The sequence below is a fragment of the Pseudoalteromonas sp. SWYJZ19 genome (genome assembly GCF_015864375.1).
GTDB lineage: Bacteria > Pseudomonadota > Gammaproteobacteria > Enterobacterales > Alteromonadaceae > Pseudoalteromonas > Pseudoalteromonas arctica.
On sequence record NZ_JADYXI010000005.1, the window covers coordinates 22,902 to 43,367 of the forward strand.

A 20,466-nucleotide genomic window follows, 5' to 3' on the forward strand; every position below is an offset into this window, starting at 1 on the left:
ATGGCTGCATTTAACGCCATTAAAAATGGACTAGCCTTAGTGCTAGTCTGTTTTTTGTTATCAAGCTGTGGCTTTCATTTAAAAAAAGCCTCTAGCTTGCCTGATAACTTAAAACAGCTAACACTTGTAGGCGATGACGAAAAATCGACTTTATTTACTGAGCTTAAAAAAGAACTTAAAGCGAGTAATGTAAAGCTAGTATCGTCAGCTAAAGATAAAGCTCAATTGTATTTACGTAAAGAAACTATCGAACGCCAAACACTTTCGTTGTTTCAAAATGGTCAGGTTGCTGAATACGAGCTCGCTTATGGCGTATCGTATGTAGTTAAACGACCAGGTGAAAAAGCGATAGAAAAACGCTTTGAACTGTACCGTAATTACCAAGACGATCCGGATCATGCATTAGCAAAAGCAAAAGAGCTTGAGCTACTCATTAGCGAGATTCGTGAGCAAGCCAGTCGTCGTATTGTTAGAGAGCTGTCGCAACTATAATGCGCTGCTACGCTAATCAATTACCGAGTGAACTAAGTAAAGGGCTAAAGCCTTTTTATTTAGTGTTTGGGGAAGAGCCTTTTCAAGAAACGCAATGCGTACAGCAAATTCGTGACGTTGCTAAGCAGCAAGGGTTTGATGAGGTAATTAAGTTTACTTTAATGCAAGGGTTCGATTGGCAAGAAATTATAGCCCAGTATCAAAGCATGTCGCTGTTTAGTGCGCGCACTATTATTGAGCTTGATTTGAACCAACAAAAGCCAGGCGTTATAGGCAGCAACACCTTTAAAAAAGTAGTTGAGCTGGTTAATCCCGATACTATTTTAATTGTTAAAGGCGCTAAAGCCAGCCAAGAAGTACAACGTGGTGCATGGTTTAAAGCCCTTGATAAACTAGGCGTATTTGTTCCTTGTTACCCGCTTACAGGCACGCATGTAAAACGATGGCTTGACGATCAATGCCAACGTTTATCGCTCAATGTACAAAACGACGCCAAAGTAAGCTTAATTAATGCCACTGAAGGTAACTTATTAGCGTGTTTTCAGGAGCTTGAAAAACTCTCACTACTGCACGGCAATACTTTAATTACTCAGCAATTAGTAATGCAAGGGCTTTTAAATCAAGCCAAGTTTGATATTTTTGATTTAAGTGATGCACTATTAAATGGTCACGCTAAACAAGCTATAAAAGTATTAAACAAACTTGCGAGCGATAACACCGAAGTGGTGAGCATTTTGTGGGCAATTACCAAAGAGCTTAATACACTAATAAGTGTGCAACTTGGTTTACTAAATGGCGAGCCTATCGCTAATTTATTTAAACAAAAGGCTATTTGGAAAAACCAACAAGGCCCAGTTCAAAATGCTATTAACCGGTTAAACATGCACACACTAGAGCAAATAAATAGTGATGTAGCGTTGTTTGATGCCAGTTATAAGCAAGGTAAGTTAATAGCACCTTACCAAGCGCTTGCGCATATTTGCATTAAATTTTGCCAGCCGCTTAACATTCCTATGCCGTGCCACACGGCTAATTAATAAATAGCTAATGGATGTTAAATGATCGCAATTTTTGGTGGTACCTTTGACCCAGTCCATTTAGGCCATATAAATATGGCGCAGCAATGCGTTAATGCGTTTAATTTAGATACGCTTTATTTTATGCCGTGTGCACTCCCTGCACATAAAGCTGCGCCGGGTATTAGTACGCAGCATCGAATTAATATGCTAAATGCAGCTATTGCACCTTATCCTCATTTTGAACTCGATTTAAGAGAACTTAACCGAACCGGTCCATCGTATTCGTTACTTAGTTTGCAAGAACTTCGTAAGGAACACCCCACTACACCTATTTTATTTTTAATTGGTATGGACTCTTTTAACAATCTGGATAAATGGTTTGAGTGGCAAGCAATAACGCAACTTTGTCATATTGTGGTGTACCAGCGCCCTGCTCAACATTGCACTGTTAACGGCGAGCTAAAAAGCTATATGCAGCACGCAAATATGGACGAAGCAGCAACACTTAAACAGTCACTTGCCGGTAAACTTTATTTTTTACCCGGTGAAATGCTCGATGCGGCCTCAAGTACTATTCGCAAGCAGCTAAAAATAAGTAATAAAAAGAATGAACTATTGCCCGATGCAGTGAGTCATTACATACAAATGCATCAGCTCTATCAAATTGATGCTTAAAAACTCCTAGCGTGTTAAAATGCGCGCCATTAAATTTTTAAATTGAGACAAAACCTTGGATTCAAAACAACTACTCGCCTTTGCAATGGATAAAATTGACGATATGAAAGCGCGTGACATCGTTCATATTGACGTAACTAAGACATCAGATATCACAGATTACATGGTAATTTGTTCTGGTACTTCTAAACGTCACGTACAGTCAATTGCTGATCACTTAGCAAAAGAAGCGCGTCATGCAGATTCAGAACCACTAGGTTATGAAGGTGAAGGCGACGGCGAATGGGCACTGGTTGATTTAGGTGATGTGGTTGTACACGTGATGCAAAGCGAAGCACGTATCTATTACGATCTAGAAAAACTGTGGGGCTAAACGCTCACTTATTTTAGACAATGCTTGGAAGTAATACGTGAAAATACAAATGATTGCTGTTGGCACCAAAATGCCAGCATGGGTAGAAACGGGATTTGCAGAATATCAGCGCCGTTTCCCTAAAGATATGGCCCTTGAGTTAATTGAAATTCAAGCCGGAAAACGTGGTAAAAATGCAGATATAAAGCGTATTTTACACATTGAAGGTGAAAAAACATTAGCGGCTATTCCAAAAGGCAATCGTATTGTAACGTTAGAGGTAACAGGGAAAGCGCTGGATACTCACCAACTTGCTAAAAATATGGAAAAATGGCAACTCGACGGCCGCGATGTAAGTTTACTTATTGGCGGACCTGAAGGACTTGCTCCAGAGTGCATTGCAGCGTCTGAGCAAAAATGGTCGTTATCTAATTTAACATTGCCGCACCCATTGGTGCGTATTATTGTTGCAGAGAGCCTTTACCGAGGCTGGAGCTTAAATAACAATCATCCTTATCATCGCGAGTAACGCCTTGCCATGCTAAAACATAGACCCACTATTCGTGACCACTCCGCAGAGGCAAACTTATTTGCTAGGCGAGCATTCGTGGGTTTTGTTTTTGTATTGGGATTAGTCGCTGTATTGCTTTCTAATCTTTATACTATTCAGGTAGAAGATCACCAAGACTACCAAACCCGCTCTAACGACAACCGCATTAAAGTTATTCCTATTGCACCCAATCGTGGTTTAATTTACGACCGTAACGGTGTACTACTTGCTGAAAACAAACCGGTTTACAATCTTGAAGTCATCCCCGAAGAAGTAGACGACCTTAACGAATCGCTTAATCAAATAAGTAAAATAATTGCGATTACAGAGCAAGATAAACAAGATTTTTTAAAAGATATAAAGCACACCCGTCGATTTAAGTCACAAGTATTAAAAGCCCGCTTAGACGAAACAGAAGTGGCGAAATTTTCGGTTAATCAGCATAAATTTCCTGGTTTTAGTATTGAGGCACGTCTGGCTCGCTACTACCCATTTGGTGACACGCTAACGCATGCGCTTGGATATGTTGCCAAACTTAATAGAAAAGAGCTAAACCAACTAGAACAAGAAGATCGTGCAACCAATTACCGCGCTACATATGATATTGGCAAGCTCGGATTAGAAAAATACTATGAAGAAACATTGCACGGTAAAGTGGGCTCACAACGGGTAGAAGTTAATAACCGTGGCCGTGTAATTCGTACCCTAAGCATGACCCAGCCACAACCCGGTAGCGATTTAGTATTGACCTTAGACATTGGCTTACAACAAATTGCACAGCATGGGCTTAAAGATATGCGTGGCGCTGTGGTAGTTATGGACGCCAAAGATGGCGGCGTGCTTGCGCTTTATTCAAACCCAAGTTACGACCCAAACTTATTTGTACACGGCATTAGCAGTAAAAACTATAAAGCGCTTTTGAATCAAGATCGCCCATTAATAAACCGTACTACGCAAGGCCGTTACGCACCGGCCTCTACAGTAAAACCGTTAATGGCTGTGTTAGCGCTTGAAGAAAACATAGTAAATGAAACAACATCGATGTGGGATCCTGGCTTTTTTCAAATTCCAAACGTTGAACACAAATGGCGAGACTGGAAACGGTGGGGTCATGGTCATGTTGATGTATACAAAGCGATTGAAGAGTCTTGCGATACTTACTTTTACGATGCGGCTTATCGATTAGGCATAACTAAAATAAGCGACTTTATGGCGCGTTTTGGTTATGGCGATTTATCTGGTATTGATATTCACGAAGAAACCACCGCTATTCTACCTTCAAAAGAATGGAAAGAAGGTCGCTTTAAAGAGTCTTGGTGGCGCGGCGATACTATTTCGGTAGGTATTGGACAGGGTTATTGGACTGCTACACCAATTCAAATTGCAAACGCAACTAACATATTGGTTAATCGTGGTATTAATCACCCGCCTCATTTAGTGCAAGTGGTTAAAAAAGATAGCGATGTAACGCAAATAAATAACGAAGAAAAACCCCCTGTTATTTTAAAAGATCCACGTCATTGGCAGGTATCGTTAGATGCTATGCATAACACGGTCCGAAAAATATCTGGTACAGCGCACAAAGCATTTAAAGGCACTAACTACGATTCGGCGGGGAAAACCGGTACCGCGCAAGTAGTAAGTATTGCACAAGGTGAACGTTACGATGCTAAATCGCTTAAAGAGCGCCAACGTGACAACACTATTTATGTAGGTTTTGCACCTTATAACGATCCAAAAATTGTGGTTTCTGTTGTATTAGAAAACAACCACGGCGGTATTCAAATTGCTCGTCAACTTATGGATTATTACTTTGCAGCCAATCCAGTTAATCTTGCAAGGAACGATACACCATGACCGACTTGCACGATAAACGCTCTATTTGGATGCGCATGCACCTAGATTTACCGCTGCTGATTGCATTACTTATCATGATGGCTGGTAGCATAATGGTTGTATACAGTGCCAGCGGCCAAGACTCTTCAATGATGATTAGGCACATGACCCGTATGGGCGGTGCGGTTGTTGCTATGGTTGTTTTAGCCCAGTTTTCGCCTGCCACACTAAAGCGTTTAGTAATCCCACTTTATTGCGTTGGTTTATTAATGCTAGTGGGTGTACTTTTGTTTGGTGTAAGTTCAAAAGGCGCACAGCGCTGGCTTGATTTAGGCGTTACACGGTTTCAACCTGCTGAACTAATGAAATTAGCAGTACCGATGATGGTTGCTTGGTATATAGGGCGTAATCACCTACCTCCTCGTCCATTGCACTTAATTATTGGTTTTATGATTGTAATGCTCCCTACTTTATTAATTAAAGAACAGCCCGATTTAGGTACCGCCATACTTATTGCTAGTTCAGGTATATTTGTATTGTTTTTGTCGGGCTTAAGTTGGCGTTTAATCGGCTTTTTAAGCTCAATTGTAGCGCTTGCCGCATGGCCATTTTGGCACTACGGTATGCACGATTACCAAAAACAACGTGTACTTACCTTTTTAGACCCTGAGAGCGATCCGCTTGGTTCGGGTTATCATATTATTCAATCTAAAATTGCTATTGGCTCAGGTGGTATAGAAGGTAAAGGCTGGCTGCTTGGCACGCAATCGCAATTAGAATTTTTACCCGAGCGCCATACTGACTTTATATTTTCGGTTTTAAGCGAAGAGTTTGGTTTATTTGGTGTATGTGTTTTACTTAGCCTTTATTTATTTATTATTGGCCGTGGTTTATACATTGCTGTTAATGCACAAGATGCATTTGGTAAATTGCTCGCAGGCGCACTCACCCTCACCTTCTTTGTATATGTATTTGTTAACATAGGCATGGTATCGGGTTTATTACCTGTTGTTGGCGTACCTTTACCACTTATAAGTTATGGTGGCACCTCAATGGTGACGCTCATGGCAGGATTTGGCATTATTATGTCAATTGCGACAGATAAAAGGATGCTTTTAAAATAATGCGACACACTAATCAGCTTATATTTACTACATTATTAATTTTACTTTTAAGTGCTTGTAGCAGTGGCTCTGGTAGCCGTTATAGCATGCGCCACGATGCAGCACCACTTAGAGCTCCTACTACGCTTGAAATGCAAGACGCGATAGTAACCGAAACCACTAAAAGTGCCAGCGCAAGCCGCCCGTACACAGTGCTTGGTAAAAGCTATTCCCCTATGCTTGATGAAACAGGTTATTCTGAGGAAGGCATTGCCTCGTGGTATGGTCGAAAATTTCATGGTTATCACACCTCAAATGGTGAAACCTACGATATGTTTGCCATGACCGCAGCGCATAAAACACTGCCATTACCTAGCTTTGTTAAAGTAACCAATACCGCAAATGGTAAATCGGTAATAGTACGCGTAAACGACCGGGGCCCGTTTCATGACGATAGAGTGATTGACCTTTCGTATGCTGCCGCTTATAAGCTTGGCTATTACACTCATGGTACAGCAAAGGTTAAGCTAGAGGCCGTTACCCTTGCCGGCGCAACTGCGCGTCAAACCTATATTCAAGTAGCTGCAGGTAGTACACTTGCCAATATTGAAGCACTTGCCAGTACATTGCGAGATCAATACAAATTACCAACAAATATCGTTCAAAAAGACGACATTTACAGACTGCATTTAGGGCCAATAAAAGACACCCCTCATGCAGACGAAGTATTAAAAAAATTAAAACAAAATCAATTTCAAAACGCGTTCTTGCTTTACACTCAGTAAGACTAATACCCAAACCAGCCCAAGATGCTCGCATCTCGGGCTGGTTTGGGTATAAAATAGCGTAACGCGAATCTTTAACTTTAACCATTAATGAGTATGATGAAATCTATTAAACATAAAATCCTCAAAGGTGTATGCGGCCTCGTTTGTACAGCCGCCGTATTCTCAGCCAGCGCCCAAATTATTCCGGCACCACCTCAAGTTAATGCAAAAGGTTATTTTTTAGTCGACTTTACAACTGGTAAAGTAATTGCTGAAGGTGAAGCTGACACACAGCTAGCACCAGCAAGTTTAACTAAAATGATGACCAGTTATGTAATTGGTACTGAAATTAAAGCCGGTAACATTGCCAATACCGATATGGTAACGGTAAGCGAAAAAGCATGGGCTAAAAACTTCCCAGAATCTTCTAAAATGTTTATTGAAGTAGGTAAGCAAATTAGTGTTGATCAGCTTAACCACGGGATTATTATTCAATCTGGTAATGATGCATGTGTTGCAATGGCTGAGCATATTGCTGGAAGCGAAAGCGCATTTGCTGATTTAATGAATGCCCATGCTGCTAAATTAGGTATGAGCAACAGCCACTTTATCAACAGCCACGGCCTTGATACTGACGAGCACTTCACAACTCCGCGCGATATGGCAACCCTCGGCGCTGCACTTATTCGTGATGTGCCAGACGAATACGCACTTTATAAGCAAAAGTCATTTACTTATAACGGCATTAAGCAATATAACCGTAACTCATTATTGTGGGACGAAAGCTTAGATGTTGACGGTATTAAAACTGGCCATACATCAGAAGCAGGCTACAGCCTAGTTACCTCAGCAACTAAAAACGATATGCGTTTAATTGCTGTTGTTATGGGTACTACCAGCGAACGTGCTCGTAAAGTAGAAAGTAAAAAGCTACTTAACTATGGTTTTCGTTTTTATGAAACAATTACTCCGTACAAAGCAGGCGACAGCTTTGCAGAACAACGTATTTGGATGGGTAACAAAGAAAATGTATCTTTAGGTATTTTAGAAGATACACCGATTACTATCCCACGTGGTCAGCATAAAAACCTTAAAGCTAACTTTGAGCTAGATAACACGCTTGAAGCACCACTTGCTAAAGGTACTAAAGTAGGTACGTTATTCTTACAACTAGAGGGCGAAGATATTGCTCAATACCCGCTAGTAACACTTGAAGAAGTGGAAGAAGGCAGCTTCTTTAGCAAAATTTATGATTACTTACGTTTACAGATAATGCAGTAATTTACAGTTGCCCTACTAACGTGGGTAACTAATTTAAACGTCTCCACTGTGAGGCGTTTTTTTTTGCTTGAAAAATGTTAGAATGCGCCCCATATAAGCAAGACTGCTAATTGCCTATCTGTATTAAGCTTCGAGCTTGCATAGAGTCCACACTTTTGTATGAGGAGTCACCGTCGTGGTTCAACCTGTTAAAGATACTAAATTTGATGAGTACCTAGAGTACCCTTGCCCATTTACATTCAGAATAATGGGTTTAGCTAATGTAAACTTAACTGATCAAATTTTAGCTAAGTTACAACCAATAGCACCTGGCGATTACGCCCCTAAAGTAAAACCAAGCAGCAAAGGTAATTACGAGTCAGTAAGCCTTGTAGCAACAGTTACTAGTGGCAAACACATTGAAGAAATTTACAACGTGATCAGCAATATTGATGACGTACGCCACATGCTTTAATCCATAGTTGAGATTTGTTGTGAACGAAAACACTTTGATCGTACGCCAACTGGGTCGCCAGCGTTATATGCCAATTTGGCAAAAAATGCAGGACTTTACCGACACCCGTGATGAAAATACGCCAGATGAAATTTGGCTTGTAGAGCACGAGAGTGTATTCACCCAAGGTCAAGCTGGTAAGGACGAACACTTACTTGCTCCTGGCGACATTGAGGTGATTAAAGTTGACCGTGGCGGACAAGTAACTTATCACGGTCCAGGCCAGCAAATGATGTATGTATTATTTAATCTACGTCGTTTAAAAATTGGTGTACGTGAGCTGGTTACGTGGCTTGAAGAGTGCATTATTGAATCACTCGCCGAATACGGTATCAAGGCGTATGCTAAAGCTGATGCACCAGGTGTTTACGTTAACGACAGCAAAATTGCATCTCTTGGGTTAAGAGTTCGTCGTGGTTGCTCGTTTCATGGCTTAGCATTAAATGTTAATATGGACCTAAGTCCATTTTTACGCATTAACCCATGTGGTTATGCGGGCATGAATATGGTGCAAACTAAAGAATTAGATGGTCCTCAAAACCTAGAAAGTGCGGGTGAAGGATTGGTAAAACACATGATCAATAAGCTTAATGCAACACAGGTTAAGCATACTGAAGGGTTTGAAAACGAATGAATAAACCAGTCAAAATGGAACCAGGTGTAAAACTACGCGACGCAGAAAAAATGGCGTTGATCCCAGTAAAAGTTTTACCTACAGAAAAAACTGAAATGTTACGTAAGCCAGAATGGTTAAAAATTCGCTTACCTAAATCTACCGATCGCATTGACGGCATTAAAAAAGCGCTACGTAAACATGGCTTACACTCGGTATGTGAAGAGGCTTCGTGCCCTAACCTATCAGAATGTTTTAACCACGGTACAGCTACTTTTATGATTTTAGGTGCAATATGTACTCGCCGTTGCCCATTTTGTGATGTTGCCCATGGTCGCCCATTAAAACCTGATGCCACTGAACCTGAAAAGCTAGCACTTACGATTAAAGATATGAAGCTAAGCTACGTTGTAATCACTTCGGTTGACCGTGATGATTTACGTGATGGTGGTGCACAACACTTTGCTGATTGTATTCGCGAAATTCGTAAGCACAATCCAACAATCACTATCGAAATTTTAGTACCAGATTTTCGTGGCCGTATGGACCGCGCACTAGAGATACTAATCGAGACGCCACCAGATGTGTTTAACCACAATCTTGAAACTGCGCCACGTTTATATAAACTAGCTCGTCCTGGTGCTGACTACAAATGGTCTTTAGAATTACTTCGTCGCTTTAAAGAAGCTCACCCAGAAGTAAAAACTAAATCAGGCCTAATGGTTGGTTTAGGTGAAGAAATTAGCGAAATTGAAGAAGTACTTCGCGATTTACGTGCTCACAACGTAGATATGCTTACTGTAGGCCAATACCTACAACCTTCTAAGCATCACTTACCGGTTAAGCGCTACGTGCCACCAGTAGAGTTTGATGGCTTAAAAGCGTATGCAGACGAAATTGGCTTTACTCACGCGGCTTCAGGCCCGTTTGTACGCTCAAGCTACCATGCTGATCAACAAGCTGCAGGTAAAGAAGTGAAATAATCACTTTTCTCAAAAAATTTAAAAAGCCGTTAATGATGCATAATCATTAACGGCTTTTTCATGTTAATGCTATAGCTTACTGCGCTAACTTACCTTTTGTAATAGAAAAATCAGCAAATCTAACTCGTTCTTCATCAGCGCGAAGGCTGTCGGTTTCAACAATCGAGCGGTATATTCCCCACTTAGGACGAGCAAAATCATCATCACTAAAGCCGCGCCACATATCTATGTTTTGCTCGCTTATATTAAATATCTCTGCATTATCGCTTAAGCGCGTTAACGCCATATCAAACTTGCCATTTTCACTAAATGTAGCTTGTACAAATACTTCGACCCATTCATCAGTAATAACTGACCAGTCGGTTTCAATTAAGTTTCTATCCAGACCCGTGCTGTTACCGTTTTCATCAAAGCCTGCACTATATCGCACTTGCAGCTGATTACCTGTACTGTTTTTTTGCGCCCCAGAAAGCGTGATAATAGGCTGATCGTCATTACCATTGGTGTTGTCGTTGCTATCATTTCGGGCTTTCATTTGAAAAAAATGGCTAAACTTACTCGTAAGCTCAAGCTCGCTGCTTACTTTAAATTTCCAACTGTATTGAAATGTTTCACCCTCAAACGCCAGTGTTTCTTGTGGTGATTTATCGTAGGTTTTTATTTCGTTACGTTGTCTATCACTTACGCCTTTGTCTTTATCTTGGTCATCATCTCGGTGAGCTAAAAAGACAAAATGGTTACCAATTATCGTATCGGTATCTTCAATAATATGGACAACACTTTCATGATTGCCAGCGTATAAATCTGGGGATTCAATTGACCCTTCGCCGAAGGCATTTTCAATAAGCGTGTATGCGTCAAGCCCCGAATTAACGCCATCTGATTGCAATAAAACGTGTGATATTTTCTCAAAGCCATCAGCTTGAGCTATTGGTGCACCAACAATTGTTATGACAACTTGCACGCTAGTATCATCTAAAGAGTTTACAGTTATTGTGTCTTGCAGTGTTTCATCTTCACTTAAAGATGTTATTGAAGCATTTAAATCATCAAGTGTGTATGACCAATCTCCACCAGCATTTAAGCTAAAAAAACCATAGCTTGTAGCGCTATTTTCTTGTGCTATAAAAGCAGCCTCACCGGATTGTTGATCAGTAATGGTTAATGAGCCTGTTATTGCATCATTACTATCACTAATAACTTCGCCTCGGCTATTACCACCAATTATTGCAGGAGTTTGTAAAGTAACCGCTTCATTATTTTGCACCGTAGAATCAGAGCCAGAGCTGCCACAACCAACAACTAAACAAGATAGAAGTGCGGTTGTAATTACATTACGCAGTTTAAGATTATATTTAGGCATTGTTAGTTTTATAGTTAATAGTAAGTTAATAAAACATAAACTTACCAATTAACTATGCAAATAACCACAACTCAATTACCAATTAACATGACCAATTTGATGGCAATCTATTTAAAATTATAAAAGCTATGTTTTTTCAGTGTGATACAAACAATTATTCCTATAGAACGTTTATTTATATATGTTTTAAAATAAAATTAGGTTAAAGCTGAGTTACTTGAGATAATTAATACTGACATAATTATTTAGGTTCATTATGAAACTATTAGTTCGTAACTTGTCTCGTGCTACCACTGAGCATGAGCTTCGTACTTTATTTGCAGAGCACGGTAAAGTGACTACCTGCAACTTGGTACTTGATAAAGAAACTGGCCAATCTAAAGGCTTTGCCTTTTTAGAAATGCCAAACGACATAGAAAGTAAAAGCGCCATTAAAGCACTTAACCAATCTACTGTTGATAAAAGTAAGATCCGCGTAAAGCTTGCAGACGCATAAAGCTAACTGCAACTTATACTAAAAAACCAGCTAATGCTGGTTTTTTGCTTTTAGTGCCAAGTATTGTATTTAAGCTTTATATTTAGCTAAAAAAACTAAGCGGTTATTAAGCCGCTTTTTTTATACTTATAGTGCCCAATATTATAAAAGAAGCAGACAGCACAAAAAATGTCTCCTGCTCAGCTAATATTGCAGCAGCAAAAAATGCAATGCCACTAGCTATAAATAAATACCCACTTTTTTTACATTGGCTCATTATGTGCTCCTTTAGGTTGTTCGTTATTTATACACATAAATAAATCAATCTGCAATTGAATGAAAAGTTCTCTATAAAAATTCGACATCGCTGCGGTGCTTCCTTTATATTGAAAGCCTAATTAAATAACAATATGAAGACTATGGCATCTACTCTTTTAAAAAGCGCTAGCCTAAGCCTGCTAGTTGCACTCTTTGGCTGCTCAGAGCCTGCAAGCCAACAAACCCCATTAGAAAATACAGCCGGTGTAAGCCTTAGCAATATTAAACAGCATATTAAAACGCTAGCCTCTGATGACTTTCAAGGCCGAGGCCCGCTTACTCATGGCGAAGTAAAAACAGTAGGCTACTTAAGCGAGCAATATAAAGCGCTGGGTTTAACCGGTGCTTATAAAGGTAAATACTTACAGCCTGTAAAAATGGCAATGGTGACAGCTAATCAGGACATGCAGTTAAAGGTAGGTGATTTGAGCTTTGAATCAGGCAAAGACTTTACCGCACGTACCGAGCAACTTCAGCCATTAATTGATGTAAGAAGCTCTGACGTTGTATTTGTTGGCTATGGCATTAATGCGCCAGAATATAGCTGGAATGACTATAAAAATATTGATGTAACAGATAAAACAGTGGTTGTGCTAGTTAACGATCCAGGCTTTGCTACTCAAAACAATGCCCTTTTTACTGGTAATGCAATGACCTACTACGGTCGCTGGACTTATAAATATGAAGAAGCCGCTCGCCAAGGTGCAAAGGCTGTATTTATTGTTCATGAAACAGCACCTGCGGCATACCCTTGGGGCGTAGTTGAAAGTTCAAACACCGGCACTAAATACACGTTAACGGATAACAATTTAAACGCGTCTAAATTACCGGTTATGGGCTGGCTAACACTTGATGCGACTGAGAAAATGTTTAACGCCGCAAAGCTTAACTATCAAGATTTAAAACAAGCAGCATTAAATGATGACTTTAAAGCGACGCCACTTAACTTAAAAGCAAACCTTGCCTTTAAAAACGAAGTATCTCATGCAAAATCGCATAACGTAGTTGCACAAATTACAGGTAGCGAATCACCTGACGAATACGTTGTTATTAGCGCTCACTGGGACCACTTTGGTACTAAACAAACGGATACTGGCCCTAAGATTTATAACGGCGCAGTAGATAACGCTTCAGGCACTGCAGCCACGCTTGAAATAGCACGCATCATGAGCAAAATGAATAAGCAAAAACCATTTAAACGCTCAATTATTTTTGCTAACTTTACAGCAGAAGAAACGGGGTTAATTGGTTCTGAAGAATTTGCATCGGGTGCGGTTGTACCTACAAAAAAAATGGTCGGTCTATTAAATATTGATGGCATGAACGTGCTTGATGGCACTGACTACATTTTACAATACGGTAAAGATTTATCGACAATGGAAAACTATTTAGCAAAGGCTGCAAAATCACAAGGCCGTGTTGTTAAAATGGATCCTCGCCCGCAAAATGGCTTATTTTTTAGATCTGATCATTTCTCACTTTCTAAGCAAGGTGTGCCTAGTCTATTATTTATGAGCCTGGGCGATACCGACCCTGAATACATAGCGCATAAGTACCATAAAGAAGCAGACGACTACTCAGCTGATTGGTCGTTAGGTGGCGTTAAGCAAGATATAGATCTTATTGTTGATATAGCCACTCAACTTGCAAACAATGGCGATTGGCCAAAGTGGACGAGCGAGTCTGACTTTAAAGCCAAACGCGCGCAAGATAAACAATAAATAACTATTAATAGTTATGTAATATAAAAATCCTCCTACTTGGAGGATTTTTGTTTTAAACGAGCCCGCATTAATAGCGTTTCGGCCTTTGCCCCTAAGTAAACATAGATAGCCAGTGCAATTAAAAGCCCCACTACTGCAAGCATCATCGCTATTGCAGGCATTAAATATTCCGATTGCCCCAGCGCCGCTTTAAACATAGTTAACAGCGCCTCAATTGATATAGCAATCAACACGGTAGATATAAACCGTGTAATAGTGCGCCGCGTAGATGAGTGCCTAAAAATATCCTTATGCATAAGGATTTCTTCTTCGAGTATTGTTTTACCTAAATCGAATACTGCTAATGCTAGGGTGATGTAAATAATGATACTAAAGGGTTCAAGTGGGTCTGATGAGGTATCTACATGGGTTAATAGCGCGTATATATCATTAAAAACGATATTCAGTAAAAATAATACTAAGCAAAATAAGCACGCAACAATAATACCGTAACCCGCTTTAAAGTAAGGCGACATATTAGCGCGCGCAGTATCACCCATTACAAACTCAATAAGCTGCGTTAAGCTCACATCAACGACCAAGTAATGTTGATTATTAATTGGTTTTTTTAGTTCTTTAATCGCCGATATACATAAATGGTTAGTCGCTATAGAAATGTAGGGATCAGTAAAGCACACCCTATCACTTGTTTTAGCGTTCAAAAAATAGGGGCGCTCGCTTAAATCTTGTTGATTACCACTTTCACCTAGTTTTTTGCTATATGCCCGTTTAAAGCAGACATTATTACCCTGCTGCAAACCTTCTGCATTTAAACAATATTGTAATTCTAAAAATGGGTACTGCTTAATCAGGTAGCGGGTATCACGCTCCTTAGTTAACCCATCCTCAATACTCATCAAAATAGATTCAAGTAAACTGTGTATCACATGCTCATATTCATGGTAGCGCTCAACACTACTGATATAACTCATTCGCGCCATTTTAAATACTCATTAACCTAAGTTATAAATAGATTTGCAAGTTTAAAACCAATAATAAAATAACCTAACAATCAGCAACTTAATGATATTCAAACTCGTGTTTTGCACTATTTTGGTGACTAAAAAGTAATATATTAAATTAAATGCACAAAAAAGCAGCTAAGTATTAATTACTTAGCTGCTTTGTGAGTATGACTGGTAAGGTTTTACAACTAACTCAAATATAGAGCCTGTTATTGAACCTTTGAAAACTCTTCTTTAGATAACTCGCCATTTCCATCTGCATCTAGTTGATCAAATAACTGTACTAGTTGCGAGTTTACTTGTGCTTCTGATTTGCTAATTACGCCGTCGCCATCAGTATCAAAAGAACCAAAATCTACCGCTGAAGAAGAAGCAAGGGCTGCAAGTGGTAGGGCGTGTTGATCTTTGGTGGGTGAATTTGCAGCAGTATGTTTGGTTTTTAGGCAACGCAGAGCCTATGTAGTGTGGTTATTCCCCATAAATAGGCGATAACGCAGCATAAATACCAAACATGCGCTGCCCTTTGGGTTCTTTCTAGGGACGATTAACTCTTTGTTGCTCGGTTTTTACTTAGCCCACTAGGTTACAAACCTCGCGCCGCGATTTAATCGTCCCTAGATTGAACAAATTTCAATCCACAAAGATCAATACGCCCTAAAGTTTTGTGTAATGTTTTCATAATCGTTTCCTTAGGCTTTGAGCCTGATTAGGGGTGACCTGATTAGAGGTAAGAAGTCCTTTTCAAAGATCCTTTAGGAGTAAAGTGTTTATAAATTAATATTCAAAAAAATCATTTTCTGTCGGACCATCGCTACTTTGAACATTCAGCTCGTCAAATTGCTCTATCACTTGCGCCGATTCTTCAGTTTGGCTAATTGAAGCGTTGTCGTCTGCGTCGAGTGTTTCAAAGTCTGTGTTTGCAAATACTACTGACGAAGAAACAATAGCCATAAGTACAAATGTTGATTGTAGCTTTTTCATAATTTAATCCTTCAAAAGTATGCGGTGTCCTAAATAAATTTGCTCTATAGTGCTCTCTAGTCACTTCCTGGTTATTCTTTTTAGTAGGCTCCCTTGCCTACTTAGGTTGTCTTTGGCAACTCAGAATTTAGATAACATTACAGAGCATTAACTGCTTAAGGCTTTAATTTTAGGCCTTAGAAAACTCATCTTCAGATAGCTCACCATCTTGGTTTGTATCGAGTTCTTCAAATTTGCTTAAAAGCTCAGCATCTACTGAAGCTTCGGCTTGGCTGATTGCGCCATTACCATCTACGTCTAGCGTATCAAAATCTGTTGCTGCAAAAGCCGCTGATGAAGAAGCTAGCGCCATTAGTACTAGTGTTGATTGAAATGTTTTCATAATAGTATTCCTTCATTGGGTTGTTGCAATTAAGGCCTTTGGCTTTCATCACGTTTTGCTTAATACACTCTAGGTATTACAACTTCGGTGCCACTTTTTATTTATTATTTAAAAACAATGAGTTAAACAATATAAAGCGAGAGAAGCTTAATTTGAGGAGGTGTTATTGTTGCTATTTAGCAACAGCCATTTACCTAAAAGCAATAAACCGATATAAATCAATTAGTTAGATTTAGTTAAAAAGACACACTTTTGCTAAAAAGCCAATAAGGGGGGTGTTTGGGTTAGTCTTCAAAATAAACTGAATATGAACATGGAAGTAACATAGGATTTGTTCGCGACTATTAAATAATTAATTCATTTATAATTAGTCAGTTACATTATTTTTGAGATTTATTATAAAAATTTTGAAAGGATATTTTGAAATTAACTGTTTTGTTGCCAAATGGCGAATTACTCAGAAAGAATGTGATATATGAGCTAAGTTATAGCATTGAGTTCATAACTTAATGCGCCGTAAAATATAGGTTCGCTTGAGTTAAGCAAACCTACATCGTGTGCCAGCTATCTGCAAATGTGCCGCTATTGGAGTGAGGTAAACTATGTAGATTTAAACTACTTCCACCCTTGCAGCCACTTTTGGTTATCTTTTAAATCTCGCCAACTAATTGGATATTGATTTTTTGACATAACAGCCTCGGTAATACATTCAATTACGTTGCCATCTTCATCAAATTCCACCTCAACAATAATGAAGTGTTTTTCTTTATTTATAGAAGGTGTTGCGGTCCATTTACTATTCAATAATTTTTTAGGGTTTAATTTATTCATTTAATGTAACTACTCATAACTTATATAAGGCAATTATACGACCCCAACACCTACTTAGTTCAGACTACTGCGCAACTAGCTTGCCTTTGTACATTTGCATTTGGCAATGAAAGTCATACTCACCGGCTTCAAGCGCAGGTAGTTTAACTGTATTGCCATCACCCATTGCCAGCGTTTTACTTATATCAAGCTGTGGAAATACCACTGTTTCGGCGCACGGCGCGCCATCTTTTCTATCAAAGGTAAGTACAACCTCTTTGTTGGCTGCCACTTTAATGTGTCCTGGCTTATAAACACCGTTATCAACAACTATCGTTACTTTGTTGTCATCACTTTGTGTTTGCTCTGGCTTGTATAGCCAAAACCAATAAATAATTGCGGCTATTAACAGTGCACCACCTATATTAATCATCAACATAATGTACTCCTTAGCTTAAATTACGATTTATTTGGTTTGAAAAAACGTAAGCGATTAGCGTTACTTACCACTGTAAGCGATGAAAGTGCCATAGCTGCACCGGCAACAACAGGGTTAAGTAGGATGCCAAAAAATGGATACAACACGCCGGCTGCAATCGGAATACCCGCCACGTTATAAATAAAGGCACCAAATAGGTTCTGTTTAATATTTAAAATAGTTGCACTACTCACTGCAATTGCATCAGCAAGGCCATGTAACGAACCACGCATTAAGGTAATGTCTGCACTTTCTATTGCAACATCGGTACCTGTGCCAATTGCAAACCCTACATCGGCTTGCGCAAGTGCGGGGGCATCGTTAATACCGTCACCTGTCATACCCACTATTTCACCGTTTGCTTGGCGCTTTGTTACTTCGTTTACTTTGTCATCAGGCATGACTTCTGCAATAAAGTCATCAATACCAACTTGCTTAGCAACGGCTTGTGCAGTGGCTTTGTTGTCACCTGTTAGCATAACTAGGTGAATACCTTTATCTTGCAGGCGTTTAATAGCTTCAACTGAATCCTCTTTAATAGGATCTGCTACTGCAATAATAGCTTGGAGCTTATTATTACTTGCAAAATACATGGGCGTTTTAGCATCACTGGCAAGTGTTTGAGCTTGCTCGGTTGCATCATCAACGGCTACATCGTATTTATCCATTAGCGCTTTATTACCAAACAACAATGTTTGCCCGTCAACACTGCCAGTTACACCTTTACCTGTAATTGCGTTAAAATCGGCTACTTTACTTAAAGCTAAGCCCTGCTTTTTAGCGTGTGCCGTAATTGCTTCTGCCAGTGGATGCTCTGAGCTACTTTCAAGGCTTGCAACACGTTGCATTACTGTATTTTCATCACTGTTATTAAACGTAACTACATCGGTAACTTGCGGTGTACCTTGAGTAATAGTGCCTGTTTTATCTAAAATCATGGTGGTGATTTTAGATGTTGTTTGCAGCGACTCACCATTTCGAATTAATATTCCCGACTCAGCGGCTTTACCAATACCCACCATAACCGACATAGGGGTTGCGAGTCCTAGCGCACAAGGACACGCAATAATAAGTACAGTGGTTATTGCAACAACGGCATAAGCAATTGATGGCTCAGGTCCAAAGTTTAACCATGCAAGACCCGCAAGTACTGCAATAATCATGACTGTTGGTACAAATATTCCTGATATAACATCAGCTAAGCGCCCTATTGATGGCTTAGAGTTTTGTGCACGCTTTACCATATTGATAATATTGGCAAGTGTGGTTTCGCTACCAATGTGCGTGGCTTTAAATAATAAAGTGCCACTTTTATTAATACTTCCGGCAACGACTTTGTCGCCCGTTTTTTTGCGGGCAGGCATTGGCTCACCAGTAAGCATTGACTCATCAACCGTACTGCTGCCTTCAATAACGTCGCCATCTACAGGGATTTTTTCACCCGGGCGTACGCGTACTTCATCATTTTTTACAACATCACTAATGTCGATGTCTTGCTCTTGCCCATCGCGAATCACGCGTGCAGTTTTTGGTTGCAGGCCAATTAAGCGTTTAATTGCTTGTGAGGTGCGCCCACGTGCTTTTACTTCAAAAGCGAGCCCTAAACTAATTAAACCGATGATCATCGATGATGCTTCAAAATATACGTGTCTTGCAACTTCCGGTAATAAGTTTGGTGCTATTACCACAAACATTGAATACAACCACGCAGTACCTGTACCAAGCGCTATTAATGTATCCATATTTGCCGCATGGTTTTTAAATGCTTGCCATGCGCCGTTGTAAAATTGTTTACCTGATATAGCCATAACTACAAGCGTGACTATACCCACTAAAAACCACGCTATTCGTTGTGTGTCGGTGGTTACACTCATGTCAAAAATAAGCCCGTATATCATTAACGGTGTACCGACTCCTAACGCTAATATCATATTACGCATTAGCTTTTTGTAATGTGCCTCGTCTGACTTTGCTTTTTCATCAAGTGCATCTTGATCAGATTCGTTACTCATTGGCTTAGCTGAATAACCAATGTTTTCGACTGCTTTAATAAGCGTGCTTTCGTCGGCTTTACCTTCTACACGTACAGTACGCTCAGCAAAGTTCATTTCTACGCTTTGCGCACCTTGAACACTATTGAGGGCTTTTTCAATTTTGGCCACACAACTGCCACAATTAGCACCTTCAATAATAAAGTTTTGCGCGGTGTCTTTTGTATTAGTCGTCATTACGCTGCTCCTTATTTGCAGAATCGTTTATTGGATCAACAAAAGATTCTATTAAACTACACACGTCACTGGTATTTGCACCATCGGCTGATGTATCCCATTGCTCCAGAGCTGCATGCATTCTGTTTCGTAATTTTAATGTTTCTTGAAATAGTGCTTCGGTTTCTTCTAGGCGTTTAGTAATGAGTTTACGCGTTAACGGACAAGGACAATTCCCCTGCTCTGACTCGCCTATAATCTGTTGAATATCTTTGAGTGAAAAACCAAGTTGACGAGAGCTAATAATAAACTTTAAACGTTGCTGGTCTCGCTTTGTATATTCTTGATAGCCATTTTCTTCACTGCGTATTGGATTAAGTAACCCAACACGCGTGTAATGACGAACAGTATCGGCAGTCACGCCCATTAACTTGGCGAGTTGTTTAACATACATAATTTAGCTCCGTCATGTTTCAGTAGTTTCATAATAAACCTAGGTGCAACACATAGGTCAATAGCATCATTAAAATGCAATGACTTTTCCCTACAAAAAATATAAT

The 20,466-nt window shown here is 39.7% G+C and carries 23 protein-coding genes and 1 pseudogene; 14 read left to right on the forward strand and 10 right to left on the reverse strand.

Annotation, left to right across the window (positions count from 1 at the left end; all coding sequences use genetic code 11):
* From I6F45_RS06385 to lipA, 12 genes are all read left to right on the forward strand, one after another.
* Positions 1-492, forward strand: coding sequence for an LPS-assembly lipoprotein LptE (locus I6F45_RS06385; protein ID WP_197159992.1), 492 nt, complete (start codon positions 1-3; stop codon positions 490-492).
* A complete protein-coding gene (gene holA, locus I6F45_RS06390) occupies positions 492-1,529 on the forward strand; it encodes a DNA polymerase III subunit delta (RefSeq protein WP_197160000.1) in 1,038 nt (345 codons plus the stop codon). Before I6F45_RS06385 ends, holA begins: the two co-directional genes overlap by 1 nt.
* Before the next feature lie 21 nt (positions 1,530-1,550).
* Positions 1,551-2,186 carry a nicotinate-nucleotide adenylyltransferase gene (gene nadD / locus I6F45_RS06395; RefSeq protein WP_197160003.1) on the forward strand — a complete coding sequence of 212 codons (636 nt, stop codon included), beginning with the start codon at positions 1,551-1,553 and terminating at the stop codon, positions 2,184-2,186.
* A 55-nt stretch (positions 2,187-2,241) separates the two neighbouring features.
* Positions 2,242-2,559, forward strand: coding sequence for a ribosome silencing factor (rsfS, locus tag I6F45_RS06400; protein WP_165728920.1), 318 nt, complete (start codon positions 2,242-2,244; stop codon positions 2,557-2,559).
* Between the two features lie 37 nt (positions 2,560-2,596).
* A complete protein-coding gene (rlmH, locus tag I6F45_RS06405; RefSeq protein ID WP_007585562.1) occupies positions 2,597-3,067 on the forward strand; it encodes a 23S rRNA (pseudouridine(1915)-N(3))-methyltransferase RlmH in 471 nt (156 codons plus the stop codon).
* Between the two features lie 9 nt (positions 3,068-3,076).
* The gene (gene mrdA / locus I6F45_RS06410) at positions 3,077-4,945 is read left to right on the forward strand and encodes a penicillin-binding protein 2 (protein WP_197160005.1); all 1,869 of its coding nucleotides are present in this window, start codon (positions 3,077-3,079) and stop codon (positions 4,943-4,945) included.
* Positions 4,942-6,048: a rod shape-determining protein RodA gene (rodA, locus tag I6F45_RS06415; protein ID WP_165728922.1), complete on the forward strand. Its 1,107-nt coding sequence runs from the start codon at positions 4,942-4,944 to the stop codon at positions 6,046-6,048. Before mrdA ends, rodA begins: the two co-directional genes overlap by 4 nt.
* Positions 6,048-6,812, forward strand: a complete 765-nt coding sequence (locus I6F45_RS06420) for a septal ring lytic transglycosylase RlpA family protein (RefSeq protein ID WP_197160007.1) — start codon at positions 6,048-6,050, stop codon at positions 6,810-6,812. Before rodA ends, I6F45_RS06420 begins: the two co-directional genes overlap by 1 nt.
* Before the next feature lie 99 nt (positions 6,813-6,911).
* Positions 6,912-8,075: a serine hydrolase gene (locus I6F45_RS06425; protein ID WP_165728924.1), complete on the forward strand. Its 1,164-nt coding sequence runs from the start codon at positions 6,912-6,914 to the stop codon at positions 8,073-8,075.
* Between the two features lie 175 nt (positions 8,076-8,250).
* Positions 8,251-8,529 (forward strand): DUF493 family protein YbeD, encoded by a 279-nt coding sequence (gene ybeD, locus I6F45_RS06430; protein ID WP_002958517.1) that lies wholly within the window; start codon positions 8,251-8,253, stop codon positions 8,527-8,529.
* A 19-nt stretch (positions 8,530-8,548) separates the two neighbouring features.
* Positions 8,549-9,202, forward strand: coding sequence for a lipoyl(octanoyl) transferase LipB (gene lipB / locus I6F45_RS06435; RefSeq protein WP_166419152.1), 654 nt, complete (start codon positions 8,549-8,551; stop codon positions 9,200-9,202).
* Entirely contained in the window at positions 9,199-10,164 is a 966-nt protein-coding gene (gene lipA, locus I6F45_RS06440) for a lipoyl synthase (RefSeq protein ID WP_002958515.1), read from the forward strand. Before lipB ends, lipA begins: the two co-directional genes overlap by 4 nt.
* Before the next feature lie 76 nt (positions 10,165-10,240).
* On the opposite strand, the gene I6F45_RS06445 is transcribed toward lipA, so the two are convergent.
* The gene (locus I6F45_RS06445) at positions 10,241-11,527 is read right to left on the reverse strand and encodes a VCBS domain-containing protein (RefSeq protein ID WP_197119599.1); all 1,287 of its coding nucleotides are present in this window, start codon (positions 11,525-11,527) and stop codon (positions 10,241-10,243) included.
* A 256-nt stretch (positions 11,528-11,783) separates the two neighbouring features.
* Between I6F45_RS06445 and I6F45_RS06450 the strand changes: the two genes are divergently transcribed.
* Positions 11,784-12,023 (forward strand): RNA recognition motif domain-containing protein, encoded by a 240-nt coding sequence (locus tag I6F45_RS06450; RefSeq protein WP_007585551.1) that lies wholly within the window; start codon positions 11,784-11,786, stop codon positions 12,021-12,023.
* A 106-nt stretch (positions 12,024-12,129) separates the two neighbouring features.
* Here I6F45_RS06450 and I6F45_RS06455 read toward each other — a convergent pair whose 3' ends face one another.
* On the reverse strand, positions 12,130-12,279 hold the full coding sequence (locus tag I6F45_RS06455; protein ID WP_007585545.1) for a hypothetical protein: 150 nt from the start codon (positions 12,277-12,279) through the stop codon (positions 12,130-12,132).
* 142 nt (positions 12,280-12,421) lie between these two features.
* On the opposite strand from I6F45_RS06455, the gene I6F45_RS06460 reads away from it, so the two are divergent.
* Positions 12,422-14,041 (forward strand): M28 family metallopeptidase, encoded by a 1,620-nt coding sequence (locus I6F45_RS06460; protein ID WP_197119600.1) that lies wholly within the window; start codon positions 12,422-12,424, stop codon positions 14,039-14,041.
* Positions 14,042-14,076: 35 nt separating this feature from the next.
* On the opposite strand, the gene I6F45_RS06465 is transcribed toward I6F45_RS06460, so the two are convergent.
* The 8 genes and pseudogenes from I6F45_RS06465 to I6F45_RS06500 all read right to left on the reverse strand — a co-directional run bounded on the left by I6F45_RS06465 (position 14,077) and on the right by I6F45_RS06500 (position 20,360).
* Positions 14,077-15,024: a PDC sensor domain-containing protein gene (locus tag I6F45_RS06465; RefSeq protein ID WP_024591129.1), complete on the reverse strand. Its 948-nt coding sequence runs from the start codon at positions 15,022-15,024 to the stop codon at positions 14,077-14,079.
* 233 nt (positions 15,025-15,257) lie between these two features.
* Positions 15,258-15,440, reverse strand: a pseudogene (locus I6F45_RS06470) (calmodulin); the annotation flags it as partial.
* Positions 15,441-15,822: 382 nt separating this feature from the next.
* On the reverse strand, positions 15,823-16,029 hold the full coding sequence (locus I6F45_RS06475) for a calmodulin (protein ID WP_197119601.1): 207 nt from the start codon (positions 16,027-16,029) through the stop codon (positions 15,823-15,825).
* 169 nt (positions 16,030-16,198) lie between these two features.
* Positions 16,199-16,411 carry a calmodulin gene (locus tag I6F45_RS06480; RefSeq protein ID WP_007585535.1) on the reverse strand — a complete coding sequence of 71 codons (213 nt, stop codon included), beginning with the start codon at positions 16,409-16,411 and terminating at the stop codon, positions 16,199-16,201.
* A gap of 615 nt (positions 16,412-17,026) precedes the next feature.
* Positions 17,027-17,242, reverse strand: coding sequence for a TIGR02450 family Trp-rich protein (locus I6F45_RS06485; RefSeq protein ID WP_007585532.1), 216 nt, complete (start codon positions 17,240-17,242; stop codon positions 17,027-17,029).
* Positions 17,243-17,306: 64 nt separating this feature from the next.
* The gene (locus tag I6F45_RS06490; protein ID WP_024593887.1) at positions 17,307-17,660 is read right to left on the reverse strand and encodes a cupredoxin domain-containing protein; all 354 of its coding nucleotides are present in this window, start codon (positions 17,658-17,660) and stop codon (positions 17,307-17,309) included.
* A gap of 20 nt (positions 17,661-17,680) precedes the next feature.
* Positions 17,681-19,927, reverse strand: coding sequence for a heavy metal translocating P-type ATPase (locus I6F45_RS06495; protein ID WP_197160009.1), 2,247 nt, complete (start codon positions 19,925-19,927; stop codon positions 17,681-17,683).
* Positions 19,917-20,360, reverse strand: coding sequence for a MerR family transcriptional regulator (locus tag I6F45_RS06500; RefSeq protein WP_165741484.1), 444 nt, complete (start codon positions 20,358-20,360; stop codon positions 19,917-19,919). Before I6F45_RS06500 ends, I6F45_RS06495 begins: the two co-directional genes overlap by 11 nt.
* Between the last annotated feature and the right edge of the window lie 106 nt (positions 20,361-20,466).